General features: G+C 61.9%; 13 protein-coding genes. 8 read left to right on the top strand and 5 right to left on the bottom strand.

The window, feature by feature from the left end:
* Positions 1 to 146 precede the first annotated feature (146 nt).
* A complete protein-coding gene (locus tag NCR40_RS18620; RefSeq protein WP_244829319.1) occupies positions 147 to 2,600 on the top strand; it encodes a glycogen/starch/alpha-glucan phosphorylase in 2,454 nt (817 codons plus the stop codon).
* Positions 2,601 to 2,666: 66 nt separating this feature from the next.
* Here NCR40_RS18620 and NCR40_RS18615 read toward each other — a convergent pair whose 3' ends face one another.
* Entirely contained in the window at positions 2,667 to 3,071 is a 405-nt protein-coding gene (locus tag NCR40_RS18615; RefSeq protein WP_250510220.1) for a DUF6232 family protein, read from the bottom strand.
* Between the two features lie 181 nt (positions 3,072 to 3,252).
* Here NCR40_RS18615 and NCR40_RS18610 point away from each other — a divergent pair, with 181 nt between their 5' ends.
* The 4 genes from NCR40_RS18610 (at position 3,253) to NCR40_RS18595 (ending at position 8,509) form a co-directional block, all read left to right on the top strand.
* On the top strand, positions 3,253 to 3,546 hold the full coding sequence (locus NCR40_RS18610; RefSeq protein ID WP_244829321.1) for an ArsR/SmtB family transcription factor: 294 nt from the start codon (positions 3,253 to 3,255) through the stop codon (positions 3,544 to 3,546).
* 59 nt (positions 3,547 to 3,605) lie between these two features.
* The gene (locus NCR40_RS18605) at positions 3,606 to 4,667 is read left to right on the top strand and encodes an alkene reductase (RefSeq protein WP_244829322.1); all 1,062 of its coding nucleotides are present in this window, start codon (positions 3,606 to 3,608) and stop codon (positions 4,665 to 4,667) included.
* A gap of 446 nt (positions 4,668 to 5,113) precedes the next feature.
* Positions 5,114 to 6,805, top strand: a complete 1,692-nt coding sequence (aspT, locus tag NCR40_RS18600) for an aspartate-alanine antiporter (protein WP_250493598.1) — start codon at positions 5,114 to 5,116, stop codon at positions 6,803 to 6,805.
* A 63-nt stretch (positions 6,806 to 6,868) separates the two neighbouring features.
* Entirely contained in the window at positions 6,869 to 8,509 is a 1,641-nt protein-coding gene (locus tag NCR40_RS18595) for a bifunctional aspartate transaminase/aspartate 4-decarboxylase (RefSeq protein WP_244829324.1), read from the top strand.
* Between the two features lie 82 nt (positions 8,510 to 8,591).
* Here NCR40_RS18595 and NCR40_RS18590 read toward each other — a convergent pair whose 3' ends face one another.
* Entirely contained in the window at positions 8,592 to 9,761 is a 1,170-nt protein-coding gene (locus NCR40_RS18590; protein ID WP_250510219.1) for a porin, read from the bottom strand.
* A 266-nt stretch (positions 9,762 to 10,027) separates the two neighbouring features.
* On the opposite strand from NCR40_RS18590, the gene NCR40_RS18585 reads away from it, so the two are divergent.
* Positions 10,028 to 10,396, top strand: coding sequence for a nuclear transport factor 2 family protein (locus tag NCR40_RS18585; protein WP_250510218.1), 369 nt, complete (start codon positions 10,028 to 10,030; stop codon positions 10,394 to 10,396).
* Between the two features lie 10 nt (positions 10,397 to 10,406).
* Here NCR40_RS18585 and NCR40_RS18580 read toward each other — a convergent pair whose 3' ends face one another.
* The 3 genes from NCR40_RS18580 to NCR40_RS18570 form a co-directional block, all read right to left on the bottom strand.
* Complete coding sequence (locus tag NCR40_RS18580) at positions 10,407 to 11,522, bottom strand: succinylglutamate desuccinylase/aspartoacylase family protein (protein ID WP_250510217.1); 1,116 nt, start codon at positions 11,520 to 11,522, stop codon at positions 10,407 to 10,409.
* A 422-nt stretch (positions 11,523 to 11,944) separates the two neighbouring features.
* Positions 11,945 to 12,736: an ABC transporter substrate-binding protein gene (locus NCR40_RS18575; RefSeq protein ID WP_250467382.1), complete on the bottom strand. Its 792-nt coding sequence runs from the start codon at positions 12,734 to 12,736 to the stop codon at positions 11,945 to 11,947.
* A 251-nt stretch (positions 12,737 to 12,987) separates the two neighbouring features.
* Complete coding sequence (locus tag NCR40_RS18570; protein WP_250510216.1) at positions 12,988 to 14,496, bottom strand: MDR family MFS transporter; 1,509 nt, start codon at positions 14,494 to 14,496, stop codon at positions 12,988 to 12,990.
* 146 nt (positions 14,497 to 14,642) lie between these two features.
* Between NCR40_RS18570 and NCR40_RS18565 the strand changes: the two genes are divergently transcribed.
* Complete coding sequence (locus NCR40_RS18565) at positions 14,643 to 15,332, top strand: TetR/AcrR family transcriptional regulator (RefSeq protein WP_244829330.1); 690 nt, start codon at positions 14,643 to 14,645, stop codon at positions 15,330 to 15,332.
* Positions 15,333 to 15,442: 110 nt separating this feature from the next.
* Positions 15,443 to 16,894, top strand: coding sequence for an MFS transporter (locus NCR40_RS18560; protein WP_244829331.1), 1,452 nt, complete (start codon positions 15,443 to 15,445; stop codon positions 16,892 to 16,894).
* Positions 16,895 to 16,964: the final 70 nt, after the last annotated feature.

Below are 16,964 nucleotides of genomic sequence, written 5' to 3'. Positions count from 1 at the left end.
AAAAATAAAACTGGCGTAACCTGCACCTTCAGGCCACGACCGCAACCCGCGCGAACAGGGAGCCAGGCAAGCCGCAGGCCAAAAAGCACTGAACTCCCACCACGCTTTCGCTGTCGTTGCATATGTTGCAAATACCGGAGGTTTCGATGACATCCGTCGATCTGGAATTCGACCAGCTCAACAGCAGTGTCGATGCGCTACGGCGCTCCATCTCGAATCGCCTGATGTACGGCGTCGGCAAGGACGCGGTTACCGCGCAGCCGCGCGACTGGCTCAATGCCGTGGAGCTCGCCGTGCGCGACCGCCTCGTCGCACGCTGGATGCGCACCACACGGCAACAATACGAACAGGACGTGAAGCGCGTCTATTACTTGTCGATGGAATTTCTCATCGGCAGAACCTTCACCAACGCGCTGCTTGCGCTCGGCATTCATGACGAAGTCCGCGAAGCGTTATCGGGCCTCGGCATCGATCTCGCCTCGCTCGAAGACCTCGAACCGGATGCCGCGCTTGGCAACGGCGGCCTTGGCCGGCTCGCAGCCTGTTTCCTCGATTCGATGGCGACGGTCGGCGTGCCCGGTTTCGGCTACGGCATTCGCTACGAGTACGGGATGTTCCGGCAGACCATCGTCGATGGCAATCAGGTCGAAATGCCCGATTACTGGCTGCGCGCGGGCAACCCGTGGGAGTTTCCGCGCCCCGAGGTGACGTACACGGTGCACTTCGGCGGGCGCACGGTGCAGCACGACGATCGTACCGACTGGATCGATACCGAGCACGTCAACGCGATGGCCTACGACACGGTCATTCCCGGCTACGCCACCACCGCGACGAATACGCTGCGCCTGTGGTCGGCGCGCGCCACCGACGAGTTCGATCTATCCGCGTTCAATCAGGGCGACTATCGGCGCGCGGTCGAAGCGAAGAACACGTCGGAGCACGTCTCGCGCTTGCTGTATCCGGATGACTCGACGCAAGCCGGCCGCGAATTGCGACTGCGTCAGGAATATTTCTTCGTCTCCGCGACGATGCAGGATCTGATCCGCCGCTATCAGCGCACGCATACGCATTTCGGGCGTCTCGCGGAAAAGGTCGCGGTGCATCTGAACGACACGCACCCCGTGCTCGCCATCCCCGAACTCATGCGCCTGCTCGTGGATCGTCACGGCGTGCCGTGGGACAAGGCGTGGAAACTGATTCAGCAGATGTTCTCCTACACGAATCACACGTTGATGCCCGAAGCGCTCGAAACGTGGGATGTCGAAATGTTGTCGCGTCTGTTGCCGCGGCATCTGGAGATCATCTTCGAGATCAACGCGCAGTTCCTGAAGCAAGTGACCGAGAAGTTCGGCCGCGACGTGGAACTGATCCGCCGCATTTCGCTCGTCGATGAATACGGCCAGCGGCGCGTGCGGATGGCGCATCTGGCGATCGTCGCGAGTCACAAGGTGAATGGCGTCTCGAAGCTGCATTCGCAACTGATGACGCAGAACATTTTCGCCGACTTCGCGCGCATGTACCCGGAGCGCTTCACCAATGTGACGAACGGCATTACGCCGCGTCGCTGGCTCGCGCAAGCGAGTCCGTCGCTGTCATCGCTCATCGACAAGCGGCTTGGACCGCGCTGGCGCAGCGACTTGTTCGAACTCGGCCGGCTGCGCGAATGGCGCGACGACCCCGAGTTCCAGAAGGCGTTTCAGGACGCGAAGTTCGCCAACAAGCTGCGCCTCGTCGAGCGCGCCAAACGCGAAGCCAACGCGATCATCAATCCCGAAGCGCTGTTCGACTTGCAGGTGAAGCGCATCCACGAATACAAGCGGCAGTTGCTCAACATCTTGTATACGATCGTGCGCTACAACCGTATTCGCGAGAATCCCGAGCAGGACTGGACGCCGCGTGTGGTCATGTTCGCGGGCAAGGCGGCTTCGGCCTACAAGATGGCGAAGAGCATCATCAAGCTCATCAACGATGTCGCGAAGAAGATCAACGCGGACCCGCTCGTCGGCGACAGGCTCAAGGTAGGCTTCGTCCCGAACTACGGCGTGAGCGTGGCGGAGCTCATCATTCCCGCCGCGAACTTATCGCAGCAGATTTCGATGGCTGGCACCGAGGCATCGGGCACCGGCAACATGAAGCTTGCGTTGAACGGCGCGCTGACCATCGGCACGCTGGATGGCGCGAACATCGAAATTTGCGACGCGGTGGGCCGCGAAAACATCTTCATCTTCGGCAACACGACCGACGAGATCGAAACGCTGCGGGCGGCGGGCTACAGGCCACGGCAAATCTACGAGGACAATCCGGAGCTCAAGGTGGCGCTCGACCAGATTCGCCTCGGACACTTCTCGCCGGAAGAGCCGCACCGTTTCTACGACATCTTTCATACGCTCGTGGATTGGGGCGATCACTACATGGTGCTCGCGGACTTCGACAGCTTCGACAAGACGCAAACCGAGGTCGATCTCAAGTACCGAGACAAGGAAGCGTGGACGAAGAGCGCGATCGAGAACGTCGCCGGAATGGGGATATTTTCATCAGACCGGACCATCGCGGAATATGCCCGCGATATCTGGCACGTCGAGCCGCTGAATCTGACTTGACGATGGCTTGAACTGAAGTAAGTGCCGCGCGCGGGTACGTCCCGCGCGTGTTCTTTAGTAGCGGCGTCAGGCTTGCGGCTTTGCGGCCGCTGTCTGCGCATGTTTCGCGACCGCGTTGCCGACCAGCGCGGCCACGCGATCCGCAAATTCCTCGTCTTTCGTGATGATGACTTCGCGCTCGCCTTCGGGCGTTGCGACCATCAATTGATAGATCACGTCCTGCGTGATCCACGACAGATAGCCGACCACGGCCACCATGATGCCGAGTACGAGCGCCGGCCCCGAACCCGTTGCGATGCCCACGCCGATTCCCGCGAGCCCGATCAGCGCAAGGATGATCGGCAGCGGCTTCTTGCGCGATATCTTCACGACCCGCGCGGCGCGCAGATCGCGCAGCGGAATCAACTGGCCCGAGGCCGACAGGCCGACGCGCGAGAGCGTGACGCCGCGTTCGTTGAACGGTGTATCCATATGCAATTAGATCGAAAATTGACGGCAGCTAAACCGGGCAGATTACCAGACGGCGCGCCACGATGACACGCATCGCATTGACGAAACGCATGTGGACGCTTGCGTATCGGACATTTCCGATATATGATTCGTTTTAAGGCGATGCGGCGAAGCTTCCGCCGTCGGACGAACGAGCAACGAAATGGACATCGACGCAATTCACAAGGCCCTTGCCAACCCGCTTCGCCGCGAGATTCTCGAGTGGCTGAAGACGCCGGAGCTGCACTTTCCCGAACAGGAATTGCCGCACCTGCATGGCGTGTGCGCGGGGCAAATCGATGGGCGCTGCGGCATGTCGCAGTCCACCGTTTCGGCGCATCTCTCGACCTTGCAAAAAGCCGGGCTCGTCACCACGAAGCGCGTGGGGCAATGGGTGTTCTTCAAGCGCGACGAAACGGTCATACAGGCGTTTCGCGATTCCATCGGGAATCTCTGAGCGCGGCAGCCCTTTCCACGGCGAACCTTCTTTACATTTATTCAGGATACCTTACATCTATGCCGACTCTTTTCGATCCGCTCAAAGTAGGCGCGTTGACGCTCAAGAACCGCATCATCATGGCGCCGCTCACGCGGCAACGTGCAGGCGTGGAACGCGTGCCTAACGCGTTGATGGCGCAGTATTACGCCGACCGCGCATCGGCTGGTCTCATCTTGAGCGAAGCCACCTCGGTCACGCCGCAAGGCTTGGGCTACGCGGATACCCCCGGCATCTGGTCGGACGAACAAGTCGAAGGCTGGAAGCTCGTGACGCACGCCGTGCACGAAGCGGGCGGCAAGATCTTCCTGCAACTGTGGCACGTCGGCCGTATTTCGGACCCTATCTTCCTGAACGGCGAACTGCCGGTTGCGCCGAGCGCGATTGCAGCAAGCGGACACGTGAGCCTCGTGCGCCCGCAGCGTCCGTTCGTGACGCCGCGCGCACTGGAACTCGATGAAATCGAAGGCGTGGTCGCGGCTTATCGCAAGGGCGCGGAAAACGCGAAGCGCGCGGGCTTCGACGGCGTGGAAGTGCATGGCGCGAACGGCTACCTGCTCGACCAGTTCCTGCAGGACAGCACCAACAAGCGTACCGACGAATACGGCGGCGCAATCGAAAACCGCGCGCGTCTCATGCTCGAAGTGGTCGATCAATGTATCGACGTATGGGGCGCGGATCGCGTGGGCGTGCATCTGGCGCCGCGCGCCGATTCGCACAGCATGGGCGACAGCGACCGCGCCGCGACTTTCGGTTACGTCGCGCGCGAACTCGGCAAGCGCAACGTGGCGTTCATCGCCGCGCGCGAGTCGGAAGGCGCCGACAGTCTCGGGCCGCAACTGAAGAAGGCGTTCGGCGGCGTGTATATCGCCAACGAAGGCTTCACCAAGCAAAGCGCGGAAGCGGCAATCGAGCGCGGCGACGCCGATGCGGTCGCGTGGGGCAAGCCGTTCATCGCGAATGCGGATCTCGTGCGACGCTTCGAACTCGACGCGCCGCTCAACGCGCCGGACACCTCGACGTTCTATTCGGCAGGCGCGACGGGCTATACGGATTATCCGTTGCTCGAAACCACCGAGTAAGTTGCAACGCGTCGGACAGAACGCAGCAAGCATTTCGGTTCCATGAAAACAGCGGCTTCGGCCGCTGTTTTTTTTCGTCCGCACGATCGGCCGGGGACGGTTCGAATCGACTCGTGCAACGCCCGCAACGAGCAGGAGGGGCCTCCGAAACTATCGTTTTTTAGTTCAACTGCGTGGCAAAAATAGTGTATTGCTAGGCATCAGACAGCCGTGTTGAAGCCTCTTTTTTCGCCGTGACGCATGCGCCAATTCTCTGTGCGTCATCCGTTTGCAGATCGCGATTCGTGCCCATGAACCGTTCGATGCAACTCGATTTTCTCTCGCAAGCACTCGCCCGTATTGCGGCAACGAGGAGCGCATCGTTGCAGGTCATTCGTTTTCCTTCATTCCTTCCTTGCCCAAGAAGCATGTAACGGTCGCGGGGCTGATCCCCGAGAGGAGTGCACATGTCCTGGTTCACAGCAACGCTGCACAGCTATCCCGAGATAGCCATCTTTCTTTCGCTGGGTATCGGTTATTGGTTCGGCGGCAAGAGCTTCAAGGGCTTCAGCCTCGGCGCGGTAACGTCTACCTTGCTGGCCGCCATCGCGATCGGGCAACTCGGCATCACCATTTCGCCGAACGTCAAATCCGTCTTCTTCCTGATGTTCCTGTTCGCGGTCGGTTACGGCGTGGGTCCGCAGTTCGTGCGCGGCATCGCCAAGGACGGCTTGCCGCAGGCCATCTTCTCCGTCATTCAGTCCGTGCTGTGCCTCGCCTTTCCTTATCTCGCGGCGAAACTTGCCGGATACGACGTCGGTTCGGCGGCGGGACTTTTCGCGGGATCGCAGACCATCTCCGCTTCGATGGGCCTCGCCACCGACGCCATCAACCGGCTCGGCCTGGCGCCGAACGACGCCAAGGTACTGCTCGACGCGATGCCGACCGCCTACGCCGTCACGTACATCTACGGCACGATCGGTTCGGCGATGATCCTTGCGCTGCTCGGGCCGAAGCTGCTCAACATCGACCTCGTGGCAGCCTGCCAGCAGTACGAGAAAGAGATGGGCGGTAGCGGCGAACTGGGCGGCGCGGGCAGCGGCTGGCATCAGTTCGCGCTTCGCGCGTATCGCATTGGTGAAGAGGGGCGTGTGGTCGGCATGAAGGTCGGCGAAGCGGAGGCGCTCGAACCTGCAGGCGTGCGGCTTTTCATCGAACGAATCCGGCGTGGCGGGACGATTCAAGAAGCCAAGGTCGACGACGTCCTGCTAGCGGGCGATGTCGTCGCCGTCGTCGGACGACGCGAGCATCTCGTGAATCTGCTGGGCGGCGTGGCGACCGAAGTGGACGATGCCGAACTGCTCGCCGTGCCGGTGGAAGGCGTCGATGTCTACGTGACGAGCAAGGCCGTCGACGGCAAGACGCTGGAGGAACTCTCGCAGTTGCCCGGCGCGCGCGGCGTGTTCCTGCGCAAGATCAAGCGCGGCGCGACCGAAACGGCCATCCCCGTGTTGCCGAGCACCAAGCTGCATCGCGGCGACACCATCACGCTCGTCGGCCGCACGCAGGATACGTCGGCCGTGGCGAAAGCGGTCGGCGTGATCGACCGTCCGACCGATGCCGCCGACATGGCCTTCGTCGGCCTCGCGATCACGCTGGGTGCGCTGATCGGCGCAGTCGTGATCCGCTTCGGCGCGATTCCCATCACCTTGTCCACGGCGGGCGGCGCGCTGATCGCGGGCATCGTGTTCGGCTGGCTGCGCGCGATCCATCCGACCTTCGGCCGCATTCCGGGGCCCACCATCTGGTTCATGAATTCGGTCGGGCTGAACGTGTTCATCGCGGTGGTCGGCATCTCGGCGGGACCGGGCTTCGTCGCGGGTCTGCAGAAGCTCGGCGTGAGCCTCTTTCTGTGGGGCATCTTCGCGTCGTCGGTGCCGCTCATCATCGGCATGTATATCGCCAAGTACGTGTTCAAGTTTCACCCGGCGCTGTTGCTCGGCATCTGCGCGGGCGCGCGCACGACCACGGCGGCGCTCGGCATGCTTTGCGATGCCGCGAAGAGCCAGGTGCCGGGTCTCGGTTATACGGTGACTTATGCCGTCGGCAATACGCTGCTCACGATCTGGGGCATGGTGATCGTGATGTTGCTGACATGATGCTCGAGCCTTTCGTGCTTCCGTTGTTCAACTCTACGTATCTTTTGCCAGTGGGGGTGTCGGATGTCCAAATCCTCTAAGTCGGGTTCCGACGATCAGGCCGCAATGGCGGCGCTCAGTCCGTTCGAACTAAAGGACGAACTCATCAAGGCGGCCGGCGGCGGCGCGGTCGAGCGTCCCGCCAATTTGTCGATGCTCAACGCGGGTCGCGGCAATCCGAACTTTCTTGCGACGATTCCGCGTCACGGTTTCTGGCAACTGGGCCTCTTCGCCATGCGCGAATCCGAGCGCTCGTTCGCCTATATGCCCGAAGGCGTGGGTGGCTTTCCGAAGCACGAAGGGCTTGAAGAACGCTTCGAGATCTTTGCGCGCGACCACAAGGGAACGCCTGGCATCAGCTTTCTGGTGGGCGCGGTGTCTTACGTGCGCGATCAGCTTGGACTGAACGCAGCCGACTTTCTCTACGAGATGTGCGAAGGCATTCTCGCTTCGAACTATCCCGTGCCGGACCGCATGCTGAAGCTGTCGGAGGTCATCGTCGGACAGTATCTGCGGCGCGAGATGATCGGCAAGCACCCGTTCGTCGGCGACTTCGACATCTTCGCGGTCGAAGGCGGCACGGCGGCGATGACGTATATCTTCAACACGATGCGCGAGAACTTCCTGATCAAGGAAGGCGACACGATCGCGCTCGGCACGCCGATCTTCACGCCGTACATCGAGATCCCGCGCCTGAACGATTACAAGCTCAACGTCGTGAATCTCGAGGCCACGGTTGAAAACGGCTGGCAATACTCGAAGCAGGAACTCGACAAGCTGCGCGACCCGAAGGTGAAGGCGTTCTTCCTCGTCAATCCGAGCAATCCGCCATCGGTAAAGATGGATGCCGAGAGTCTCGAATATATCGCGGAGATCGTTAAGGAACGGCCGGACCTGATTCTCCTGACCGACGATGTCTACGGCACCTTTGCGGACGACTTCGTCTCGCTCTTTGCGCTGTGTCCGAAAAACACGATCCTCGTATATTCCTATTCGAAATATTTTGGCGCGACGGGTTGGCGGCTCGGGACCATCGCGACGCATCGGCATAATATTTTCGACGATCAGCTCGCCGCGCTGCCGAAAGACCAGCGAGCCATCCTGCATGAACGCTACGAATCCATCACGACGGAGCCGGACAAGCTGAAGTTCATCGACCGGCTGGTGGCCGACAGCCGCACGGTCGCGCTGAATCACACGGCGGGGCTCTCCACGCCGCAGCAAGTGCAGATGGTGCTGTTCTCGCTCTTCTCGCTGATGGACACGCCCGACGCCTACAAGAGCGCGCTCAAACGGTTGATTCGCAATCGCAAACGCGCGTTGTATCGGGAAATCGGCATTGCGCTCGAAGACGAGGACGAAAATCAGGTCGATTACTACGCGATCCTCGACCTCGAATACATGGGCGAGAAGTCGCACGGCCGCGAGTTCGTCGATTGGGTGCTCAAGAACACCAAGCCTTCGGACTTGCTCTTCCAGCTGGCGAGGGAAGCGCGCGTCGTGTTGCTGCCAGGACGCGGCTTCGGCACGCAGCATCCTTCGGGACGCGTGTCGCTTGCGAATCTCAACGAGAGCGACTACATGCAGATTGGCCGCGCCATCCGCAAGCTGATGGACTCGTATGTCGAGCGCTTCAACAAGGAGACGGGCAAGAAGAGCAAGTAGGCGCACGCATGATGCGACAAGGGCCGCTCGTTCGACCGAGCGGCCCTTTTTTTTGCGCCTTGTTTACCGTAACGGGCAGCGCTTAGAACTTGTGACGCACGCCCAGGCGGAACGCGAGCTGGTTGTTCGAACCCGTGCCCGACGTACCGAAGTAGCTCGTCGACGAACCGATCTGCGCCTGATTCTCGGCGCCCCGATTCGAACCCGAAGCACGCTGATAGATGCCGAGTGCGTACACGTCCGTGCGCTTGCTCAACGCGTAGTCGAAGCTCGCATCGATCTGATGCCAGTGACCTTCCACGCCATCGGTCACGTCCATGTAGGTGTAGCCGAGCGCCGCCGTGATCGCGGACGTGAAGGCGTACTTGCCGCCGATGTCGAACGCATTGAGCTTCGAGCTCGCGCCGGTGATCGGTTCGAAGCGCGTGTTGGTCCAGAGGCCGAACACGGTCGCGGCGCCGAATGCATAGTTCGCGCCGATGCCGAACGTGCGCAGGTCCTTCGTGCCGCCAGTCGCGAGGTTCGCGAGCGCCGTGCTGAACGCGGGCGTCGCCGCGCCCGGATAGTGGATGTCGGTATAAGCCGCGCCCACGCCGACCGGACCGGCCTTGTAGTTCACACCGAAGCTGTAGGCACGCGACGAACCGGCGGTGGTCACGCCGCCCGCGGTCGTCGTCGGTGTGCCCGCAAAGGCGCCTGCCTGATTCGAGAAGCCGTACATCGCGCCGAACGTCACGCCGTAAAAGCTCGCGCTGCTGAACTTGACCGAGTTGTTGATGCGGCTCGACGTGAGTTGATCGACGTCGTTGATGTGATAGCCATAGTTGCCCGCGACGGTCTGGCCGCCGATGGAGTAGGCCGAGCCGAGGTAATCGGTCGAGAACGTGTACTGACGGCCGAGCGTGACCGAGCCAATGTCGTTCTTCGCAAGACCGACATACGCCTGGCGGCCGAATTCCGCGCCGCCCTGGCCGAGCGCGCCGGTGCCGCTGTTGAAGCCGTTTTCCAACGTGAAGATCGCCTTGAGGCCGCCGCCGAGGTCTTCGGCGCCTTTCAGGCCCCATCGGCTGCCCTGGGCCACGCCGTCGTCGTACTTGAAGTTGTGATCGCTGCCGCCAGTGACGGCGCTGTGGTTCACGTAGCTGACGCCTGCATCGATGATGCCGTACAGCGTGACGCTGCTCTGCGCATGAGCGGAAGTGGCGAAGGCGAAGGCGGCGAGGGCGGCGGTTGCCAGAAGGTTCTTCTTCAAAACGTGCTCCGGGATGAGTTCGCGGGTGTGGTGTGTGATCGTGCGTGTTCGTCGATGTCGCGCTGCGTTCTGCTGACGCTCGGTGCAACGGGCGCAAATGTAGCGGCCGCTGACTAAAGAAATATGACAGCGCTTTCGGATGGCTTGCGGTGTGTCGCGGCTGCAACAGCGCTAGCGCGGCGACGGCGTTTCATGCGTGCGTCCGCTTGCGCGAGACGCGCGGTATCCTCACGACTCCGCCCCATGACGGACAAGCGAGAAACAAAATGGACGAACACGGAATCCGCGAACTGGAAGAACGCCTGAAGCAGGCGATGATGGCGTCGGACGTGACTGCGCTTGACGCGCTCCTGGCCGACGACCTGACTTTCGTCGATGCCACCGGAAAGATATGGAGCAAGGCCGATGACCTGAACGGGCATCGGCATGGCATGCAGCGCATCGACAAGCTGGAGGTGGTGGAGCAAAGCGTGCGCGTGTACGGCGCGTTTGCCGTGACCGTCACGCGCGTTGCGCTCGCCGGGACATTCGGCGGCGCGCCGTTCGCGGGCAGCTTGCGCTACACGCGAACGTGGGGCGAGACCGCGCACGGCTGGCGCATCGTCGCGGCGCAGTGCGGTCTCATTCCGTTCTGACGTTCAAGGCTCAGGCGGACAACAGCGACCCCGTGCGATAAGCCTTCGCTCCCGCGATGCGTGCCACTTCCAGCCCGGCGGTCGCAAAGCGCGTGATATGCCGCGCGTACAAAACGCCGGAGGTCGTGCACTTGAGCGTGGTGATGGTATCGGCGAGCGGGTCGATCACATCGGCGATGGCCGAGCCCGCCTCGATGAACGCGCCCACTTGCGCACGGAACACGAGAATGCCGCTCGCAGGCGCGACGATCGGCTCCGCGCCCGCGAGCGGCGTGGCCGGATACGCGAGCGGCGGCAGCGGCACTTGCGGCGCATCGATCACGCCGCGATGAATCAGATAGTTGACGATGCCCTGCGCGTCCTTATCGCCGAGTTCATGTGAGACGTCGTGCTGGCTGCGCAACTCGACCGTCACCGAGATGCCGCCGTTCGGAATAGGAAAACGCTCGCCGAAACGCGTACGCAAGTCGGACCAGCAGAAGCTGTGGATTTCGTCGAACGGGTTGCCGACCGAATTCAGCGCGAGCAGGGACGCCTTTGCATCGAGATAGCGCGCGAGCGGTTCGACATCGGCCCAGATATCCGGGTTCGTGTAGAGATGCAGCGCGGCGTCGAGATCGCAATGCAGGTCGAGCACGACATCGGCGTCGTACGAGAGCTTTTGCAGCGCTAGACGTTGCGATTCGAGTTCGGTGTGCGCCGTTTGCTCGTCGAGCGCTTCCTTCATCGCGGCGCGCACGGCGAGCAGGTTCGCCTGACTGTCGCCGGAAAGGCGCGCTTCGATGCGCGGCGCGATCAACGCGGCCAAATCGTGAAAATTGCGGTTGAAGTTGTGGCCGCTATTGGCTTCGAAACGGCCGAGCAGTTGGCCGTGCAAGATCTGATTCAGCCCGATGGGATTCGGCACCGGCACGATCACCACTTCGCCTTCGAGCTTGCCGTCGGCTTCGAAAGCGGCGAGCAGGCGGCGCAATTTCCACGCGGCGAGCATGCCGGGCAATTCGTCCGCGTGCAGCGAGGACTGAATGTAGATTTTCTGACCGCCGCCCGAGCCGTAGTGATAACTCGTGATGGTGCGGGAAGTGCCGAGCGTCGGCGAAATGAGTTGATGAGTCTTGGTTTGCATGATGTGCGCGCGCATGCGAGTGCGCGGTCTTGTCTCGAATGATGTTTATGGCGGGCCAGCGTGCACGGGCGAGATTGCCGCGTGCCATGGCGATGGCGTCTCCTGTTGACCGGAATGAGCGCTGATGGTGCTTGCCGCGCCCGGTTCCGGTTCCATGCGAGATTGCTGCCGTCGGCTTTGCCTCGGACGTTCGATCTTAGCCGAAATCCGCGCGGCGGCGCGTCGGGACGTTTGCGGAGTTGCGCGGAAGGCCAAGGCGGGCACTGAAGAGCGCACCGTTGCTGCGACAAAAGCAGACTCAGCAAAAGCGACCCCTGCCAGGCGCCAAAAACAAAGCGGGCTCCGCAAAAAAACGCGGAGCCCGCTTCGTAGCCCACTCGAGCGAAGGCCGGTGTGACCGGCGCTTCGCCCGAAGGCATGACTTAGCTGCCGTACACGTCGAAGTCGAAGTACTTCTTCTCGATCTTCTTGTACGTGCCGTCCTTGATGATGTCGGCAATTGCCTTGTCGACTTGCGTCTTGAGGTCGGTGTCTTCCTTGCGCATGCCGATGCCCGCGCCTTCGCCCAGCACCTTCTTGTCGACGATATCCTTGCCCGCGAAGTCATAGCCAGCACCGCGCGGCGTCTTCAGGAAGCCGATTTCCGCCTGCACGGCGTCTTGCAGGGCGGCGTCCAGACGGCCCGAAGTCAGATCGGCGTAGACCTGATCCTGGTTCTGGTACGGCGTCACCGTCACGCCCTTCGGCGCCCAGTAGGTCTTGGCGTAGGTTTCCTGGATCGTGCCTTGTTCCACACCCACGGTCTTGCCCTTCAGGCTTTCGGCCGTCGGCAGGATGTTGCTGCCCTTCTTCGCGACGAGACGCGTCGGCGTGTTGAACAGCTTGCTCGAAAAGGCGATCTGCTCGGCGCGTTGCGGCGTCATGGACATCGACGAGAGCACGCCGTCGAACTTCTTCGCCTTGAGGGCGGGAATCATGCCGTCGAAATCGTTCTCCACCCATACGCACTTGGCCTTCAGGCGCGCGCAGATCTCGTTGCCGAGATCGATGTCGAAACCGGTCAGCTTGCCATCCGAACCCTTCGATTCGAACGGGGGATAGCTTGCGTCGACGCCAAAGCGAATCGTCGAATAGTCCTTGGCGTGCGCGGTGACGGCGGTGAGCGACGTGGCGGCAAGGAGGGACATCGTCAGGGCCGCGATCAGTTTCTTCACTGTTATTACTCCAGATGGTGGTCGGTTCATCCCGGCAGGTCTCGTATCCGGGCATCCGGCGCCGTAATTGGCGACGCCGGACCTTTGGGTCTTCCGCGGATCGTGTCCGGGCAGAATCGGCAGAAGGGTACCAAGCCAAAATTGTCAGGCATCTAGTGAAAGCACCGATAGCGGCGATTTAGAACTTTCCTTCACATGATTTAGCAAGTGGTTTTGTCTGAATTCTACCGACTTCCTTGCTGATTACTTTCTCAATGCTTGCGAAGCGGATGGTCCTTGAGAAACCACGACAGCGCAAAAGCGATGCACGCAATACAAGCCGCGACCAAATAAACCGTGTGCATGGAGCCGGCGAACGCGCTCAGATAATCGTCATGCAACGCGGCCGGCAGATTCGCCACCGCGAGCGGCCCGAGCGAACGCGGCATCTCCGTGCCGGCCGGAATCAGCGTTTCGAGCCGGCCGCGCAGGCTTCCCGAGAAAATCGCGCCGAAAGCGGCCACGCCGACCGAGCCGCCGATCGAGCGAAAGAGCGTCGCGCTGGAGGTGGCCACGCCGATCATCCGGAATTCGACCACGTTCTGCACCGCCAGCACGAGCACCTGCATCACCATGCCGAGCCCGAGGCCGAGCAGCAGCATGTAGCCGTACATGACCGGCAGCGGCGTGTCGAGGCGCAGCGTGGACAGCAGCACCATGGCGAGCGTGACGAACCCCGTGCCCGCGATCGGGAAAAACCGGTACTTCCCGATCTTGCTGATGACCCGGCCGCTCACGATGGAGGAAAGCAGCACGCCGGCCATCATCGGCGTGATCTGCAGACCGGCCTGCGACGGCGTGGAGCCCTTTACCACTTGCAAATAGAGCGGCAGGAACGTGACCGCGCCGAACAGCGCGCAGCCGACAATGAAACCGATCAGCCCGGCCAGCACGAAGGTGGGTTCCTTGAAGAGCGAGAGCGGCATGATGGGCTCGGCGGCGAGCCGTTCCTCGTAGACGAATCCGCCGATGCAGATCAGCCCGAGCGCGAGCGTGCACCACAGTTGCGGTGAACTCCACGGCAAGAGCGCGCCGCCTTCGCTGGTGAACAGGATGATGCAAGTGAGCGCGGCGGCTAGAAAGCCCGCGCCCATATAGTCCACGCGATGGTTCACGTGCGCCGTATGCGGCTTGAATACGGTCTGGATGACGGCGAGCGCGATCACGCCGAGCGGCACGTTGATGTAGAAAATCCAGCGCCACGACAGATGCTCGACCAGAAAGCCGCCAAGCAGCGGCCCGACGACCGTGGCAAGGCCATACACACCGCCGAAAAGCCCCTGAAAGCGACCGCGTTCGGCGGGTGGGATGACATCGGCGATGGCGGCCATGGTGACCACCATCAGCCCGCCGCCGCCGAGCCCCTGCAACGCGCGCAGCGCGATCAATTGCGTCATGTTCTGCGCAACGCCGCAGAGGATAGATCCGGCAAGGAATATCAGGATGGATGCCTGAAGCACGACCTTGCGTCCGAACTGATCGCCGAATTTGCCGTAAAGCGGCACGACGATGGTCGAACTGAGCAGATAGGACGTGACGACCCACGACAAGCGTTCGAGTCCGCCGAGTTCGCCGACGATGGTCGGGAGCGCTGTCGACACGATGGTTTGATCGAGCGCACCGAGCAGCATGACGAGCAAAAGCGCCGTGAAGAGCAGGCCGAGCGGCGGTTTTGCGGCTTCGTCGACGCCTGCAGGAGCGGTTCGGTGTAAAGATGTCATATCGACCTGTACTTGCGTAGGGACGCCTTTGGCGTCGTGAAAAGCGCTTCAATCCGGTTCTCAGCGCTGCCCGCTGAAAACGGATTGAATTTAATTAACATGAAAGTTAATATAAACGATCATCGAAGGCTCGTCAAACCATCTCTATGTCAAACGATGTAATCGGAGCCGAGTTGCCCGGCGAATCGGGCGAGGTTCAACTGAAGAAAGCAGGGCGGCGGCCGGGCCGTCCGAGCGGCGGTCACAGCGCCGAGGCGCGGGCGCACTTGCTGGATACGGCGCTGATGTTGTTTGCGCGGCAGGGCATCGGCGAAACGACGCTCGGGGCGATTGCCCGCGAGGCCGGCGTAACGCCCGCAATGGTCCATTACTATTTCAAGACGCGCGAGCAGCTACTCGATGTGTTGATCGACGAACGCTTCGCGCCGTTGCGCTCGGAACTGGGGCGCGTATTCAACGATCCCTCGGCCGAGCCCGCCGACACCTTGCGCGCCTTCGTGGAGGCGCTGGTCGCGACGGTGGACAAGCATCCGTGGTTCGCGGCGCTGTGGGTACGCGAAGTGATCAGCGAAGGTGGCGTGCTGCGTCAGCGCATGGCAGAACGCTTCGGCGACGAGCGCAAGGATTTGGCGATCGAGCGCATCGCCGGATGGCAGAAAGCGGGCAAGGTAAATCCGGCGCTGGAGCCATCGCTCGTGTTCGTATCGTTGTTCGGACTCGCGGTGTTTCCGCTTGCGACATCACGCTGGCGCGGCCAGGGCGCAGGCGCGATCAGCAAGGAGCAGATCGCGCGGCATGCGGTGGCGTTGTTGATGGATGGGATTCGGGCTGACTGATCCGCCCCCCGCAGCTAAAATGCGGCCCTCGTCCCGCGCGCCGAAGACCACCCCTTTGCGCGGGACGCCACATCCGCAAAAGAACCGTCCGGTCGACAGGAGACATATCAATGGCAACTTCCCCCGCGGCGGGCGCACAGCGCGCATCGGCCGCTGCGTCCGCGTCCGCGCCACCCGAAATCACCGCCGGGCTCATTTCCGCGCGTCTCGACCGGCTGCCGGCCACGCGCACCATCTGGACTTTCATCGCGCTCCTGAGTCTCGGCTTCTTCTTCGAGCTCTACGACTTGCTGTACTCCGGTTACGTCGCGCCAGGGCTGGTAAAGAGCGGCATCCTCACGCCAACGACAGCGAGTTTCTTCGGTTTCACAGGCGTGGCGAGCTTTATTGCGTCGCTGTTCGCGGGGCTGTTCATCGGCACGGTGGCGTGCGGTTTTCTCGCCGACCGTTTCGGCCGCCGCGCGATCTTCACGTATTCGCTGCTCTGGTACACCGTCGCGAATCTCATCATGGCGTTTCAGGACACCGCGACCGGCCTCAACTTCTGGCGCTTCATCGCCGGCGTGGGAATCGGCGTGGAACTGGTGACGATCGGCACGTATATCTCCGAACTCGCGCCGAAGCACATCCGTGGGCGCGCTTTTGCCTGCGAGCAGGCAGTCGGTTTCATGGCGGTGCCGGTGGTCGCGTTCCTCGCTTATCTGCTGGTGCCGCGCGCGCCGTTCGGCTTCGACGGATGGCGCTGGGTCGTCGTGATCGGTGCGCATGGCGCGCTCTTCGTCTGGTGGATTCGCCGCACGCTGCCCGAAAGTCCGCGCTGGCTCGCGCAAAAGGGACGCCTCGCCGAAGCGGATCGCGTAATGTCGGCGCTCGAAGCCAAGGTGGAACGCGAATACGGCCGGCCGTTGCCGCCGCCCGCCGCGCCCGAGCCGGTGCTCGACGCCGCGCAGGGCGCAGGCTCGTTCGCCGATATGTGGAAGCCGCCCTACGGCCGCCGCGCCACGATGATGATCATCTTCAACGTGTTCCAGACGGTCGGTTTCTACGGCTTCGCCAACTGGGTGCCGGCCTTGCTCGTGAAGCAGGGCGTCACGGTCACGTCGAGCCTCATGTATTCGAGCATCATCGCGATCGCGGCGCCCATCGGGCCGATCATCGGGCTTTTGATTGCCGACCGCATCGAGCGCAAGACGGCCATCGTCGCCATGGCGGGCGCGAATATCGTCTGCGGGCTGCTGTTCAGCCAGTCGTCGAACGCCATGTTCCTGATCGCGATGGGCGTCGGGCTCACGCTGTCGTCGAACATCATGTCGTACAGCTTCCACGCGTATCAGACCGAGTTGTTCCCGACCAGCATCCGCGCGCGCGCCGTCGGCTTCGTCTATTCGTGGAGCCGGTTTTCGGCGATTTTCACGTCATTCATCATCGCGGCCGTGCTCAAGGGTTTCGGGACGACCGGCGTGTTCGTGTTCATCGCGGGCGCCATGCTCGTCGTGATGGCGGCGATCGGCCTGATGGGACCGCGTACGCGCGACATGGCGCTCGAAAAAATCTCGCATTGACGTGAATTGAGCAGCGATTGCTGCGGATTGTCGGCCGGTATGCCAAAATCCGCAGAACGTACCCGATCGT

It is taken from the genome of Caballeronia sp. GACF4 (assembly GCF_023631025.1).
GTDB lineage: Bacteria > Pseudomonadota > Gammaproteobacteria > Burkholderiales > Burkholderiaceae > Caballeronia.
The sequence above is the reverse complement of the archived record's forward strand: the minus strand, read 5'-3'. Positions and strand labels throughout refer to the sequence as shown.